Origin of the sequence: Frateuria sp. (assembly GCF_035944355.1) — a bacterium.
In the GTDB taxonomy this organism is placed as follows: domain Bacteria; phylum Pseudomonadota; class Gammaproteobacteria; order Xanthomonadales; family Rhodanobacteraceae; genus Frateuria_A.
In genome coordinates this window covers 64495-78881 of sequence record NZ_DASZBH010000010.1, presented here as the reverse complement: position 1 = coordinate 78881, position 14387 = coordinate 64495, and the positions used below count along the sequence as shown (strand labels likewise).

Here is a 14387-nt window from a genome sequence, read left to right as displayed (position 1 = left end):
GGCATGCGGGAGCAAGGACACGCCACCGCCGGGCCGATCCTGACGCCAGCCGAGGCCGACCGCCGTGTACACGCTCTATTACTCGCCCGGCACCGCCAGCATGGTGGTGCACCTGGCGCTGCTCGAAGCCGGCGCGCCGCACGAGCTGAAGCTGGTCGACCTGGACGCCCGGGCGCAGCGCAGTCCCGATTACCTCCGGCTCAATCCGCGCGGATTGGTGCCCACGCTGGTGGTGGACGGTCAGCCCTTGTCCGAGTCGGCCGCGCTGCTGATGCTGCTGGCCGAGCGCCATCCGCAATCGCCGCTCGCGCCGCCCCTGGGCACGCCGGAGCGTGGCGCGTGGTACTCGTGGATCGTGTACCTGAGCAACACGCTGATGTCCTCCTTCCGGCTGTGGTTCTACCCGCAGGACCTGGACGACACGCCGCCGGTGCACGCCGCCGTGCAGCACAAGATCGAAAGCGTGTGGGACCACCTGGACGCGCACCTGGCCGCGCATGGCCCGTACCTGCTGGGCGAGCGCTTTTCCGGCGCCGACCTGCTGCTGACCATGCTGATGCGCTGGTCGCGCAACATGCCGCGCCCGGCCACCGAGTGGCCGGCACTCGAACGGCTGGCCGGGCGCGTGCGTGCGCGCCCGAGCTGGCAGCGCCTGTACGAGATCGAAGGGCTGCGCGAGTGGTAGGCCGCGATAGCGGCGCATCCCGATGACCGCACGGCGCTGGCTCGACCGGCTGAAGGCCGAGTGGCTGCTGCTCGCCTTTGCCTTGCTCACCGTGGTGCTGGGCTGTCTCGATCCGCAGCCGCTGCGCGCCTGGCAGCGCTGGCTGCAGGGGCCGACGCTGGCGGGCCTGGCCGGCCTGCTCATCGCGATCCAGGGCATCCGCGACAGCGCCCTGGTGCAGCAACTGGCCGCGGCGCTCGCCGCACGCACGCACTCGCTGCGCGGCCTGGGCCTGCTACTGGCAAGTTCGGCCGCGCTGCTGTCGATGGTCCTGACCAACGACGTCAGCCTGTTCCTGCTGGTGCCGCTTACGGTGGCGATCGGCGGGCTGTCCAACCTGCCGGTGCTGCGCATGGTGGTGCTGGAGGCGCTGGCGGTGAACGCCGGCTCGACGCTGAGCCCGATCGGCAATCCGCAGAATCTGCTGCTGTGGCAGCACGGGCAGTTGCCGTTCCTCAGGTTCGCATGGGCGATGCTGCCGGCCGCCACGGTGATGTTCGCCATGGTGGCGGCGCTCGCCTGGGCCTGGCTGCCGCGCGAGCGCGTCGAGCTCGCGCCGGAGGCGCTGTCACGCCGGGCCGTGGCCGGCGGCCTGGCGACACTATCGCTGCTGGCGCTGGCGGCCATGGTGGTGCTGATGGAATACGGCCACGCGCTGCTGGGGGCCGGCCTGCTGCTGGCGGTGTTCATGCTCGTCGCCCGCGGCAGCCTGGCGCGGGTGGACTGGCTGCTGCTGCTGACCTTCGCCGCGATCTTCCTGGGGCTGGGGCACCTGGCCGAGCTGCCGCGGGTGCAGGGCGCGCTCGACCGCCTCGACTTCGGCCGGCCGCTGACGCTCTACCTGGGCGGCATCCTGGCTTCGCAAGCGATCAGCAACGTGCCGGCCACGGTGCTGCTGCTGGAGCGGGCGCGCGACCCCATCGCGCTGGCGGTGGCCGTCAACGTGGGCGGCTTCGGCCTGGCGATCGGCTCGCTGGCGAACCTGATCGCGCTGCGGCTGGCGCGCCAGCCGCACGGCTTGCGTACGCTGCACCGGGTGTCGATCCCGTTCCTGCTGGTATGCGCGCCCTTGGTTTACCTGGCCTGGCGTTGGGCCGGGTGAGCCGCGACGGCGCGGCGCAGCAGGCGTGCCTTCCGCGCCGTCCACCCCTGACCTTTGACACTGTCTGACCCATGACTCATGGCCTAGCTTGGCCGGCCATGGCCGCGCCGAGGGACGCGGCCGGCAACGACGCAACCGCCTTCGGGCGAACCACACAGAGGGAAATCCATGTCCAAGCAGTATCTGAAGCCGCTGGCGCTCGCGGTGAGCCTGGCGCTGTCGCTGACCGCCTGCGGCAAGCACGAGGCCGCGGAACAGAAGCCCGCCGCCAGCGCCAGCGCACCCGCCGCCGCCGGCACCACCGCGATGGCCGCCGCTCCCAAGAGCGTATTCGACGTGAGCGAACTGGGCGCGATGGGCGAGGCCTGCACGGACTTCAACCAGTTCGTCAACGCCAAGTGGGTGGCCGCCAACCCGATCCCGTCGGACCGCAGCCGCTGGGGCGCCTTCGACCAACTGGCCGAGAACAGCCTGAACACCCAGCACGACATCGTCGACGCCGCGGCCAAGAACGCCGCCAGCGCGCGGGCCGGCTCGATCCAGCAGAAGATCGGCTACCTGTACGCCTCGGGCATGGACGAGAACGCCATCGAGAAGGCCGGCTTCGACCCGATCAAGCCCAAGCTCGATGCGATCGCCGCGCTGAAGAGCGGCCAGGACGTGGCCGACTACCTCGACAAGAGCTTCGCCGACGGCGACATGCAGGTGTTCCAGTTCGGCTCGGGCGCCGATTTCAAGCACGCCGACATGCAGATCGGCTACGTCTTCCAGAGCGGCCTGGGCCTGCCGACCAAGGACTACTACCTCGACCCCAAGCACGCCGACGAGCGCAAGGCGTACCTGGACTACGTGGCCAAGACGCTGGAGCTGACCGGCGTTCCCGCCGCCGACGCCAAGAAGCAGGCCGACCAGGTGATGGCGTTCGAGACCGAGCTGGCCAAGGCCTCGCTGGCTCCGGTCGATCTGCGCAACCCGGAGAACCAGTACCACTTCGTCAGCGTCAAGGACGCCGACAAGGTCACCCCGCACTTCAACTGGGACAAGTTCTTCGCCGCGCAGGGCGTGACCATCGACAAGGGCTTCTCGCTGTCGCAGCCGAAGTTCTTCGCCGAATTTGACAAGCTCCTGGCAAGCGCGCCGATCGACCAGTGGCAGGCCTACCTGCGCTTCCACGTCGCCGACGACGCCTCGCCGCTGCTGTCCAAGGCGTTCCAGGACAACAAGTTCGACTTCTACGGCAAGACCCTCTCCGGCCAGCCGGAGCAGAAGCCGCGCTGGAAGCGCGTGCTCGGCGCGGTCAACTCCTCGATGGGCATGGCGCTGGGCCAGCTCTACGTCGACAAGGTGTTCAAGCCCGAGGCGAAGGAGCGTGCGCAGGAGCTGGTCGACAACGTGCGCAACGCGCTGAAGGCGCGCATCGAGAACCTCGACTGGATGAGCCCGGAGACCAAGGCCAAGGCCATCGCCAAGTGGGACACCTTCCTGCCCAAGATCGGCTATCCGGAAAAGTGGCGTGACTGGTCGGGCCTGGACATCAAGCCCGGCGCCTACTACGACGACGTGATGGCCGCGGCCAAGTACAACTACGAGTACGACATCCACAAGATCGGCAAGCCGACCGACCGCAAGGAATGGGGCATGACCCCGCAGACGGTCAACGCCTACTACAACCCGACCGACAACACGATCAACTTCCCGGCCGCGATCCTGCAGCCGCCGTTCTTCGACGCCCACGCGGACGACGCCATCAACTACGGCGGCATCGGCGCGGTGATCGGCCACGAGGCCAGCCATGGCTTCGACGACGAGGGCAGCCAGTTCGACGGCGCCGGCAACAACGTCAACTGGTGGACCAAGGACGACCGCGCCAAGTTCGACGCGCGCACCGACAAGCTGGTGGCGCAGTTCAACGACTACACGCCGATCAAGGACAAGCCCGACGCGCACGTCAACGGCAAGCTGACCCTGGGCGAGAACATCGCCGACCTGGGCGGCCTGAACGTCGCCTACGACGCGCTGCAGACGGCGCTGAAGAAGAACCCCGAGGAAGCCGGCAAGAAGATCGACGGCTACACCGAGGAGCAGCGCTTCTTCCTCAACTGGGCGCGCGTGTGGCGTGGCTCGATCCGCGAGAAGCAGGCCCTGCTGCAACTCAACACCGACCCGCACGCCCCCGCTTCGCTGCGCGCGATCGGCGCCCCTTCCAACATGGAAGCGTTCGCCGCCGCGTTCCAGTGCAAGCCGGGCGACGCGATGGTCCGTTCGGGCGACAAGCAGGTGAAGATCTGGTAATTCCGGGCCCCTCCTCCGGGAGGGGCTTGCCAGCAAGCTTCGAACGAGGCCCCGCTCCGGCGGGGCCTTTTTTTTATGCCAACGAACCGGAGCTCTGCTTGTTATTGCGAATCATTATCATTAAAGTTCGCAGCCATCGATAACGCCTGACAAGGACTCCCATGGCCGGCATCACCAGCCGCAAGCACCCGACCCGCCCACTCCCGCTGGCCCGCACCACGGCCGCGGGCCTGCTGGCCGGACTGGCGTTCGCCCTGCCCGCCTATGCCGGCAACACCGATCCGGCCGACCCGCAGGTACGCGACGCCAAGCGCCTGCCCAGCGTCCAGGTCAACGCCACCGCGGGCGCCGACTACCGCGCTGACATGGTCGACTCACCCAAGTTCACCCAGCCGTTGCTGGATACGCCGCAGACGATCAGCATCATCACCCGCGACCTGTTCCAGCAGCAGGGCGCGACCACGCTCACCGAGGCGCTGCGCAACAGCCCGGGCGTGGGCACCTTCTATGCGGGCGAGAACGGCACTACCACCACCGGCGACGGCGTCAGCATGCGCGGCTTCGACGCCTCCGGCAGCATCTTCGTCGACGGCGTGCGCGACTTAGGTTCGATCTCCCGCGACCTGTTCAACATAGAACAGATCGAGGTGACCAAGGGCCCGGACGGCACCGAATATGGCCGCACCGCGCCGACCGGCGCGATCAACATGGTGAGCCGTCAGCCGCTGCTCGCCGACGGCGCCTCCGCTTCGCTGGCCTACGGCAGCGGCCAGCAGCAGCGCATGACGGCGGACCTCAATCGCCAGATCGGCAACCAAGCGGCCTTCCGCCTCGATGCCGTAGGCCAGGACAGCGGCGTGCCGGGCCGCGACCGCGTGCGCAACCGGCGCTGGGGCGTAGCGCCTTCGCTGGCCTTCGGCCTGGGCACGCCGACGCGGGTCTATGTCGATGCCCTGCACGTCAAGCAGAACAACGTCCCGGACGGCGGCATACCCACCATCGGCCTGCCCGGCTATGGCAGTCCCGACCCCACGCGGCCGCAGGTCGGCGCGGCGCCGCGCGTGGACAGCGAGAACTTTTACGGCACGGCGCAGGACCACGACCACGTCACTGCCGACATGCTCACGCTGATCGTGCAGCACGAGTTCGACGCCGACCACGCCTTGCGCAACACCACGCGCTGGGGTCGCACGCGGCAGGACTATCTGCTGACCTCCTTCCTCGCCAACGCCGCCAACCTGGCCACCCCCGAGCTCGCCGATCCCTCGACCTGGACGCTCGCGCGCAGCAATCCGAACTTCAAACACCAGTCCAACCGCATCCTCACCAACCAGACCAACGTCACGGCGAACTTCGCCACCGGCGCGGTCACCCACAACCTCAGCGCGGGCGTGGAGTTCTCCGAAGAGAAGGCCACCAACGTGGGCATCGCCCCGCTGGGATCGAGCACCTGGCCGGCGGCCAACCTCTACCACCCGGATCCGCGCGTGGACGGGCTGCGCTATGGCCCATCCGGCGCCTGGAGCAGCGGCGCCACCGATACCGCGGCCGCCTACCTGTTCGACACGCTGAAGTTCGGCGAGCGCTGGCAGGTCACCGCCGGCCTGCGCGCGGACCGCTACACCACCCGTTTCCATAGCGTCGCGCTGTGTGGCGCCCGCAATGCGCCCGCCTGCGGAGCGCTGCCCGCCGGCACGCCGGTGCCGGGGCTGGCGGCGCGCATCGTCGATACGCTACCCAACGGCAAGCTGGGCGTGCTGTACAAGCCGGCGGCCAACGGCAGCATCTACGCCAACTACGCCGTGTCGCAGGATCCGCCGGGCGGCGCCACCCTGCTGTTGAGCAGTTCGCCCAGCAGCGCCGACAACCCCGCGCTGGAACCGCAAAAGGCCAGCACCACCGAGGTGGGCACCAAATGGGACCTGCTCGACCAGCGCCTGCTCTTCACCGCGGCGTTGTACCGCACCGTGGTGCGCAACGAGCTGACCCAGGACCCGGTCGACCAGCAGTACTACCAGACCGGCCGCAAGCGGGTGCAGGGCATCGAGCTGGGCCTGGTCGGCCGCCTGACCGACGCATGGTCGGCAAGCGCCGGCTTCACCACGATGGACGCGACCGTCACCTCCGGACGAGCGGTAAGCAACGATGGCTCGCGCGACCTCGCCTACACGCCGCGCAGCGCGTTCACGGCGTGGACCACCTACCGCCTGCCCTACGGCCTCACCCTGGGCGGCGGCGCACGCTATGCCGGTGCGATGAAGCGCGGCACCGACGGTGCCATCGGCACGCCGGCCACCACCGGCGCGTATTGGGTCTTCGACGCCATGGCAAGCTGCCCGCTCAACTCCCGCGTGGACCTGCAGCTGAACCTCTACAACCTGTTCGACAAGCACTACGTCGCAGCCATCAACAAGAGCGGCTACCGCTACATGCCCGGCACACCGCGCGCGGCGATGCTGACGGCGAACATCCGCTTCTGATCGGCCACGGCCACCACGGCGGGAGAGCGCCATGCTGATGCACATTCCCGGGATCCTCGACCGCGCGCAGCTTGCGCGCCTGCGCACCGCGCTGGACGGCGCCGCCTGGACGGACGGCCGCGAGACGGTGGGCGCTCAGGGCGCCCAGGTCAAGCGCAACCTGCAACTGCCCGACACCTCGCCACTGCGCCCGGAGCTGGGCCGCGAGGTGGGCGAAGCGGTCGCGCGTCACCCTTTGTTCCATGCCGCCGTGCTGCCGCAGCGCATCCTGCCGCCGCGTTTCAACCGCTACGAGGATGGCGGCCACTACGGCTTTCACGTCGACGGCGCGGTGATGGCGCTGCCCGAGGGCGGACAGTTGCGCAGCGATGTGTCGTGCACGCTGTTCCTGAGCGAACCGGAGGACTACGAGGGCGGCGAACTGGTCGTCAGCGACCTGTACGGCGAGCACGAGGTCAAGCTGCCGGCCGGCGACGCGATCGTCTACCCGTCCGGCAGCCTGCACGAGGTGCGCCCGGTCACCCGCGGCGTGCGCCTGGCGGCGTTCTTCTGGGTACAGAGCCTGGTCCGCGACGATGGCCAGCGGCGGCTGCTGCTGGAGTTGGACACTTCCATCCAGCGGCTGACCCAAAGCGGTGCCGACGCGCGAGCCGTGCTGCAGCTCACCGGCATCTACCACAATCTGCTGCGGCGCTGGTCGCAGACCTGAGCTGGCCGATGGCTCGCTGCGCGTCGTTTCCTCACGACGGCGGGCGAGCGAATCGGCCACAGTACCCGCATCGAGTCCCTCCCCGCGAACGCGGGGGTGGCGCCGGCAGGCGGATGGGACGCTCGTGGGCGAAATGCTCAGGGTGAGCTTCGCAAGCATCCATCCGCCCTTCGTCACCTCTCCCGCGAACGGGACCGATCGGCACGCAGGCCAGCGGTTCCCTCTACACCTTCAGGAGCGGATAATCGGCGCCCCTTCATGCAAAGCGCGGCGGCACGATGTTCGTACCCGGTCAACGCTGGATCTCCACTGCCGAACCCGAACTGGGCCTGGGCACCGTGCTGCGGGTGGAGGGGCGCGGCGTGCAGGTGCTGTTCGCCAAGGCCGGCGTGCTGCGCCCCTACGCGATCGACTCCGCCCCGCTGGTGCGCGCCGAATTCCGTCCCGGCCAGCGCGTGGCCGGCAAGGGCGTGGCCTTCCTGGTCGAACGGGTGGAGATCAAGGAGGAACTGCTGATCTACCGCGGCGAAGGCCGCGAACTGCACGAGGGCCAGCTCGACGACGAACAGAGCGTGAGCCAGGCCGACGACCGCCTGGTCGGCGGCCGCACCGATCCGGTGGCGCAGTTCGAGTTGCGCCTGGAAGGCCTGCGCCGCCGCGCGCAGGCGCGCCGCTCGCCGACCTGGGGCCTCGCAGCGGCGCGCATCGGCCTGGTGCCGCACCAGTTGCGCGTGGCCGGCATCGCCTCCTCGCGCAGGCCGCCGCGCGTGCTGCTGGCGGACGAAGTCGGCTTGGGCAAGACCATCGAGGCGGGCATGATCCTCGCCCGCCAACTGGCCACCGGCCGCGCCTCGCGCGTGCTGGTGCTGCTGCCGGACACGCTGGTCTACCAGTGGTTTGTCGAGCTGCTGCGCCGCTTCAATCTAAGCTTCGCCATTTACGACGAGGAGCGCTGCGAGGCGCTGGAGCAGTCCGACCCGGCGGGCAATCCGTTCGAAGACGAACAACTGGTCATCGCCGACTTCCGCTTCCTGGAGGACAACCCCAAGCGCGCGCGCCAGCTGGTCGACGCCGATTGGGACCTGCTGATCGTCGACGAGGCCCACCACCTCGCCTGGTCGCCCGAGGCCGCCAGTCCGCGCTACACGCTGGTGGAGCAATTGGCGGCCAAGACGCCTGGCGTGATCCTGCTCACCGCCACGCCCGAGCAATTGGGCCGCAGCGGCCATTTCGCCCGCCTGCGCCTGCTCGATCCGCAGCGCTACCACGACCTGGGCGCCTACCTGGCCGAGGCCGATCGCTTCCAGGCACTCTCGCCGATCGCCGATCGCCTGCAGTCGGGCGAGCCGCTGGACGAGGCGCAGCTTGCCACGCTGCGCGAGATCTTCGCCGGCGACGCCGCGCTGCTGGGGCTGCTGCAGGACACCACGCGCCCGGCCGCGCGCGAGCTGCTCGACGCGCTGATCGACCGCCACGGCACCGGCCGCGCGATGTTCCGCAACCGCCGCGCCGGCATCGGCGGCTTCCCGCGCCGCCTACCCGAGTGGCAGCCGATCGAGGCCGACGCGCTGGACGAGAACGCACGCCAGGCGCTGCTGGCCGAATTCCATGCCGACATCCAGCAACCGCCGCCGGCGCTGGAGCTCGATTACGCCAACGACCCGCGCCTGGCCGCGCTGGTCGCCTTGCTCGATGCGCATCCGCGCGACAAGTTCCTGCTGATCTGCCGCAGCCAGGCCAAGGTGCTCGCGCTGGAGGAAGCGCTGCGCACCCGCACCGGCGCCGGCATCGCACGCTTCCACGAAGGCCTGGGCATCGTGCAGCGCGACCGCAACGCCGCCTTCTTCGCCCAGCCCGACGGCGCACGCCTGCTGCTGTGCTCGGAAATCGGCTCGGAAGGCCGCAACTTCCAGTTCGCGCACCGGCTGATCCTGTGGGACCTGCCGCTGGATCCGGACCTGCTCGAGCAGCGCATCGGCCGCCTGGACCGCATCGGCCAGGCCCACGACATCGCCATCCACATCCTCGCCGTCGAGGACAGCGCCCAGCACGTGCTGGCGCGCTGGTACGACGAAGGCATCGATGCCTTCCGTTCCAGCCCCGCCGACGGGCGCGAGCTGCTGCGCCGCTACGGCGAGCCGCTGGTGCGCCTGGCCGACGAACACGCGCGCAACGCCGATGGCCGCGACCAGGAACTGGACGCGCTGCTCGCCGACACGCGCGCCACCCACGAGGAGCTGGCCGCGCTGATCCGCGCCGGCCGCGATCACTTGCTGGAACTGGCCGCCAGCCGCGACCCGCACGCCGACGAGCTGGGCCAGGCGTTCCGCCGCGAGGACGTCGATCCCTCGCGCGACGCCTACGTGCAGCGCCTGCTCGAAGCATTCGGCATCCACGCCGAGGAACTCGGCGGCCAGGTGCTGCTGCTCGATCCCCAGTACCTTTCCACCGACGCCCTGCCCGGCTTCGCCGAGGGCCCGCTCTCGGCCACCTTCGCCCGCGAGGTGGCGCTCGCGCGCGAGGAGCTGCCGCTGCTGCGCTTCGACCACCCGCTGGTGCAGGGCGCGCTGGACCTGGCCCTGTCCGGCGAACAGGGCAACGCCGCCTTCATGGTCGACGACGCGCTGCCGCCGCGCAGCGCGCTGCTGCAGGCGGTGTTCCTGCTCGAATGCGTGGCCGACCGCGCGCTCGACGCCGAGCGTTTCCTGCCCACGCTGCCGCTGTCGGTCACCATCGACACGCGGCTGGCCGAACGCGCCGGCTTCGAGCCCAGCGAGGCAGCCGTGCGCAAGGCCGCCGACCGCAACATCGAGGTGCCGCGCTACCGCAAGTTCCTCGCCAAGCTGGTGCCGCCGATGCTGGAAAAGGCCGAGGCGATCGCCGGCCAGCGCGTCCGCGAGCACATCGACGAGGCGCTTGCCCAGGCCACGGCCACGCTGGACGCCGAGCTCTCGCGCCTGCGCGCGTTGCGCGAGGTCAATCCCTCGATCAACCCGGCCGAGATCGCTACGCTGGAGGCCGAACGCCAGGCACTGCTCGCCGCCTTGCCGCAGTCGCGCCTGCGGCTTGATGCGGTGCGCTTCGTGGCTAGCCCCGATTTTCTGGCGTTGCGGTGAGGTTGGGCCTTACCGCAAGGCTTCCCCATCCGCCCTTGGGGCACCTTCCCCCGTAAACGGGGAAGGATCGCGATCCCCACGTGTGAGCCTTCCCCGGGAAGCGCCGACAGGCGGATGGGGACAACCGGAGTGGAATCTCCCTGCGTTGAGCAACCCGCGCCTTCAGACCACACTGCCGCTCCCACCCAATGGAAACTCGCATGCGCACCATCGGCCTCATCGGCGGCATGAGCTGGGAATCGACCGTCGAGTACTACCGCCTGATCAACCGTGGGGTACGCGACCGCCTCGGCCCGCTGCACTCGGCGCGCTTGCTGCTGGACAGCCTGGACTTCTCGGTCATCGCCGCCTGCCAGCGCGAGGGCGACTGGGAGGGCGCGGGAACGCGGCTGGCCGAGTCGGCCCGGCGCCTGGAGGCCGGCGGCGCCGACTGCATCCTGATCGGCGCCAACACCATGCACCGCGTGGCCGACGCCGTGGAAGCGGCGACCTCGCTGCCGCTGCTGCACATTGTCGACGCCACCGGCGACGCGATCCGCGCGCAGGGGCTGGACACGGTATTGCTGCTCGGCACCGCGTTCACCATGGAGCAAGCGTTCTTCCGCGACCGCATGCAGCGCGATCACGGCGTCCGCTGCCTGGTGCCCGAAACGGCCGGGCGGGCCGAATTGCATCGGTTGATCTACGAGGAACTCTGCGCCGGACAGTTCCGCCCGCAGGCCCGCGAGTACCTGCTGGAACTTATCGCGGGCGGCGTCGGCGCCGGCGCGCAAGGCGCGATTCTGGGCTGCACCGAACTGGGCCTGCTGCTGGGCGACGCCGACGCGGGCGTGCCCGTGTTCGACACCGCCGCCCTGCACGCGGCCGCGGCGGTCGAGTTCGCGCTGGGCTAGGCGCCGGCCGGGCTCCTCAAGGCGCGGTCGCCAGTCGCCCGCGCATACGCCGGTCGACCCCGAACAGCCGGTAGGCGAGGGTCAGCAAGGCCACCCACGCCACGCCCACGTAGAGCGCCACGCGCGTGTCGGCGCTGTAGCCCAGCATCACCAGCACGAACGCCAGGAAGGCCAGCGCCAGCACGCTGCTCGCCGGCCATACGCGCAGCCGGAACGGCAGCGGCGCGGCCTGCTGCCGGCGGAAGCGCCAGTGCGCCACCAGCACTGTGCCCCAGGTCCATACCGTGTTGAACGCCAGGATCGACATGATCATGCCGAAGATGCGCTCGGGCACCAGGTAGTTGAGCAGCACGCCAAGCAGCAGGAAGAAGATCGTGACCAGCACGCCGCGCACCGGCACGCCGCTGCCGCTCAGGCGGCCCATCGCCACGGGCGCCTGGCCCTTGCTCGCCAGGCTGTGCAGCATGCGGCTGCCGCTGAAAGTGGTGGAATTGAAGCTCGACAGCGCCGCGGTGATCACCACGAAGTTGATCAGCCCCGCCGCCTGCGGGATGCCGAGCTTCGCGAAGGTGGTCACGAACGGGCTGCCCTGCGTGCCCAGTTCGTTCCACGGGTAGATCGCCATGATCACGAACAGCGAGCCGATGTAGAAGATCAGGATGCGCCAGATCACCGAATTGACCGCGCGCGGGATGGTGCGCTCGGGCTGCGCGGCCTCGGCCGCCGCCATGCCGATGGTCTCGATGCCACCGAATGAGAAAACCAGCACGGGCAGCGCCAGCACCATGCCGGTGAAACCGTGGGGGAACCAGCCGCCGTGTGTCCACAGGTTGGAGATGCCCACCGGCTGCCCGCCATTGCCCCAGCCCAGCCAGATGATGCCCAGGCCGCCCAGGATCATCAGCACCACGGTGAGCACCTTGATCAGCGCGAACCAGAATTCCATCTCGCCGTAGACCTTCACCGCCATCAGGTTCAGGCCGCCGATCATCGCCACGGAAGCGAACGCCCAGACCCACTGCGGCAGCTCCGGGAACCAGTCCTTCATGTAGATGCCCACCGCCGTGCTCTCGGCGATGCCCACGCCCATCATCAGCACCCAGTAGTTCCAGCCGGTCAGGTAGCCGGCGAACGGCCCCAGGTACTTGTGCGCGTAAGTGCTGAAGGAGCCGGCGATCGGTTCGTGCGCCGCCATCTCGCCCAGCGCGCGCATGATGATGAAGATCATCGCGCCGCCGAACAGGTAGGCGATCAATACCGACGGCCCGGCCAGCTTGATCGTGCTGGCCGAACCCAGGAACAGGCCGGCGCCGATGCACATGCCCAGCGCCATGAAGGTGATGTGGCGCGGCGTCAGCCGGCGCTGCAATTGCTCGCTCATGTAAGGCCCGTCAGGTGGGAAGGATCAGCGCATCAGCCGGCGCTTGGGTTTGAGGGGAAGGCGGCCGCGCCAGTATTCGATCAGCACGTAGCCGCCCAGCATGCCGCCCAGGTGAGCGAAATGCGCCACGCCCGCCTGCGTGCCGGTGACGCCCAGCACCAGCTCGACCGCGGCATAGCCGATCACGAACAGCCATGCCGGCATCGGGATCGGCAGGAAGATCAGCATGACCTTCTCGTGCGGATACATCATGCCGAACGCCAGCAGCAGGCCAAAGATGGCGCCCGAGGCGCCCAGCGTCGGGTAGAAGCCGTGGGTGAACCACTGCACCACCATCAGTTGCGCCAGCGCCGCCACGATCAGGCAGACGAAGTAGTAGAGCAGGAACTCGCGTCTACCGAACAACCGCTCGATCGGCCCGCCGAACATCCACAGCGCCAGCATGTTGAAGGCTATGTGCTGGAAGCCGCCGTGCATGAAGGCATAGCTCACCAGTTGCCAGGGCCGGAAGCCCACCGCCACGACGCCGTCGCCCAGTTGCGCCCAATGATCGGGCCCCCAGGGCCACAGGGCGAAATGCGCCACCAGCACGTCGCCGAGCAACAGCTGCAGCAGGTAGACGGCCACATTGGCGATCAGCAGGTTGCGGGTGACGGGAGGCAGCTGCAAGGGCATGGTCGATCCGGTGGTGATCCGGTGAAGGGTAACCGATCGGCCTGCGGCCGCGGACCACGCGCGCCGGCACGCCCATGAAAAAAGGCCGCCTGTTGGCGGCCCGACTGCGGAAACCCCCGTGGCGCTTCCCACTAACCGTTCTGTGCGATGCCCTCGGGCCGCCGCGCGCCGGCGAAGCGCTTGGCCCAATAGCCTTCATCGAGGCTGGAAACCTCCACCGACTTGCCCGCCGAGGGCGAGTGGATGAAGCGGCCGTTGTCCAGGTAGATGCCCACGTGCGAGATGCGCTTCTTGCCGCGGGTATGGAAGAACACCAGGTCGCCCGGCTGCATGTCGTCGCGCTTGACCTTGATGCCGGCGAGGAACTGCGCGGCCGAATTGGCCGGCAGGCGCAGGCCGATGGCATGCGCGAACACGTAGCGGACGAAACCGCTGCAATCGAAACCGGTGGTCGGCGAGTGCCCACCGCGCACGTAGCGCACGTCGCGCAGCTTCATCGCCAGCGCGACCAGCGCCCCGCGCAGGTCCGAATCCTCCTCGTCAGCCGCTTCCGCGACCGGGTCGCTGGCAGGTGCCGCCGACAGCAAGGCCGAGGGGTCGACCGGCAGGGTCGCCCGGGCGATCGCCGGGGCCAGGCTGGCCAGCGGCATCGGCGCGAGCAACGGCATCGACAGCGGCGTCCGTGCGGAATTCTCAGTGGCTGCATGCACGGGCGCGATCGCGAACAGCGCGGCGAAAAGGGCGGCGGTTACGATCGGTCGCTGGAAGGGCATGCGGGAAAATCCCTTTGCTGTTCTGGGGTTTGGCCGTCAACGCCGGGAGACGAGGCGACGAGGGACCGAAGTTAACAAAGGCTTCCCGCCAGGTTGTTCGATTGACGTTAACTAAACCCTGGCGTTTCGACAACTTCACGCAGGCGCGTGACTGGGCGCACACCCGCAAGCGCGCCAGCGCAGGGAAATCGCGACAATTAGGGAGACATGGACCGCGATACCGGGAGCGGGACCGCCGGCCG

At 69.1% G+C, this 14387-nt stretch carries 10 protein-coding genes; 7 read left to right on the top strand and 3 right to left on the bottom strand.

Annotation, left to right across the window (positions count from 1 at the left end; genetic code table 11):
* Positions 1-64: 64 nt before the first annotated feature.
* From VGU03_RS07750 to VGU03_RS07720, 7 genes are all read left to right on the top strand, one after another.
* A complete protein-coding gene (locus tag VGU03_RS07750) occupies positions 65-685 on the top strand; it encodes a glutathione S-transferase family protein (protein ID WP_327479817.1) in 621 nt (206 codons plus the stop codon).
* A gap of 22 nt (positions 686-707) precedes the next feature.
* Positions 708-1826, top strand: coding sequence for an SLC13 family permease (locus VGU03_RS07745; protein WP_327479816.1), 1119 nt, complete (start codon positions 708-710; stop codon positions 1824-1826).
* Positions 1827-1994: 168 nt separating this feature from the next.
* Entirely contained in the window at positions 1995-4118 is a 2124-nt protein-coding gene (locus tag VGU03_RS07740; RefSeq protein WP_327479815.1) for a M13 family metallopeptidase, read from the top strand.
* Between the two features lie 161 nt (positions 4119-4279).
* Positions 4280-6598 carry a catecholate siderophore receptor Fiu gene (locus VGU03_RS07735; RefSeq protein WP_327479814.1) on the top strand — a complete coding sequence of 773 codons (2319 nt, stop codon included), beginning with the start codon at positions 4280-4282 and terminating at the stop codon, positions 6596-6598.
* Between the two features lie 31 nt (positions 6599-6629).
* Positions 6630-7307: a Fe2+-dependent dioxygenase gene (locus tag VGU03_RS07730; protein ID WP_327479813.1), complete on the top strand. Its 678-nt coding sequence runs from the start codon at positions 6630-6632 to the stop codon at positions 7305-7307.
* Between the two features lie 278 nt (positions 7308-7585).
* A complete protein-coding gene (gene rapA / locus VGU03_RS07725; protein WP_327479812.1) occupies positions 7586-10423 on the top strand; it encodes an RNA polymerase-associated protein RapA in 2838 nt (945 codons plus the stop codon).
* A 188-nt stretch (positions 10424-10611) separates the two neighbouring features.
* Entirely contained in the window at positions 10612-11316 is a 705-nt protein-coding gene (locus VGU03_RS07720; RefSeq protein WP_414655949.1) for an aspartate/glutamate racemase family protein, read from the top strand.
* 16 nt (positions 11317-11332) lie between these two features.
* Here the strand turns inward: VGU03_RS07720 and VGU03_RS07715 are convergent, their stop codons facing one another.
* The 3 genes from VGU03_RS07715 to VGU03_RS07705 all read right to left on the bottom strand — a co-directional run bounded on the left by VGU03_RS07715 (position 11333) and on the right by VGU03_RS07705 (position 14145).
* Complete coding sequence (locus tag VGU03_RS07715) at positions 11333-12697, bottom strand: amino acid permease (RefSeq protein WP_327479810.1); 1365 nt, start codon at positions 12695-12697, stop codon at positions 11333-11335.
* 24 nt (positions 12698-12721) lie between these two features.
* Positions 12722-13372, bottom strand: a complete 651-nt coding sequence (locus VGU03_RS07710) for a rhomboid family intramembrane serine protease (protein WP_327479809.1) — start codon at positions 13370-13372, stop codon at positions 12722-12724.
* A gap of 131 nt (positions 13373-13503) precedes the next feature.
* On the bottom strand, positions 13504-14145 hold the full coding sequence (locus VGU03_RS07705; protein WP_327479808.1) for a C40 family peptidase: 642 nt from the start codon (positions 14143-14145) through the stop codon (positions 13504-13506).
* Between the last annotated feature and the right edge of the window lie 242 nt (positions 14146-14387).

Coding starts and splice junctions, on each gene's coding strand:
- rapA (WP_327479812.1), top strand. CDS start 7,586: ATGTTCGTACCCGGTCAACGCTGGATCTCCACTGCCGAACCCGAACTG.
- VGU03_RS07735 (WP_327479814.1), top strand. CDS start 4,280: ATGGCCGGCATCACCAGCCGCAAGCACCCGACCCGCCCACTCCCGCTG.
- VGU03_RS07720 (WP_414655949.1), top strand. CDS start 10,612: ATGGAAACTCGCATGCGCACCATCGGCCTCATCGGCGGCATGAGCTGG.
- VGU03_RS07710 (WP_327479809.1), bottom strand. CDS start 13,372: ATGCCCTTGCAGCTGCCTCCCGTCACCCGCAACCTGCTGATCGCCAAT.
- VGU03_RS07715 (WP_327479810.1), bottom strand. CDS start 12,697: ATGAGCGAGCAATTGCAGCGCCGGCTGACGCCGCGCCACATCACCTTC.
- VGU03_RS07745 (WP_327479816.1), top strand. CDS start 708: ATGACCGCACGGCGCTGGCTCGACCGGCTGAAGGCCGAGTGGCTGCTG.
- VGU03_RS07730 (WP_327479813.1), top strand. CDS start 6,630: ATGCTGATGCACATTCCCGGGATCCTCGACCGCGCGCAGCTTGCGCGC.
- VGU03_RS07740 (WP_327479815.1), top strand. CDS start 1,995: ATGTCCAAGCAGTATCTGAAGCCGCTGGCGCTCGCGGTGAGCCTGGCG.
- VGU03_RS07705 (WP_327479808.1), bottom strand. CDS start 14,145: ATGCCCTTCCAGCGACCGATCGTAACCGCCGCCCTTTTCGCCGCGCTG.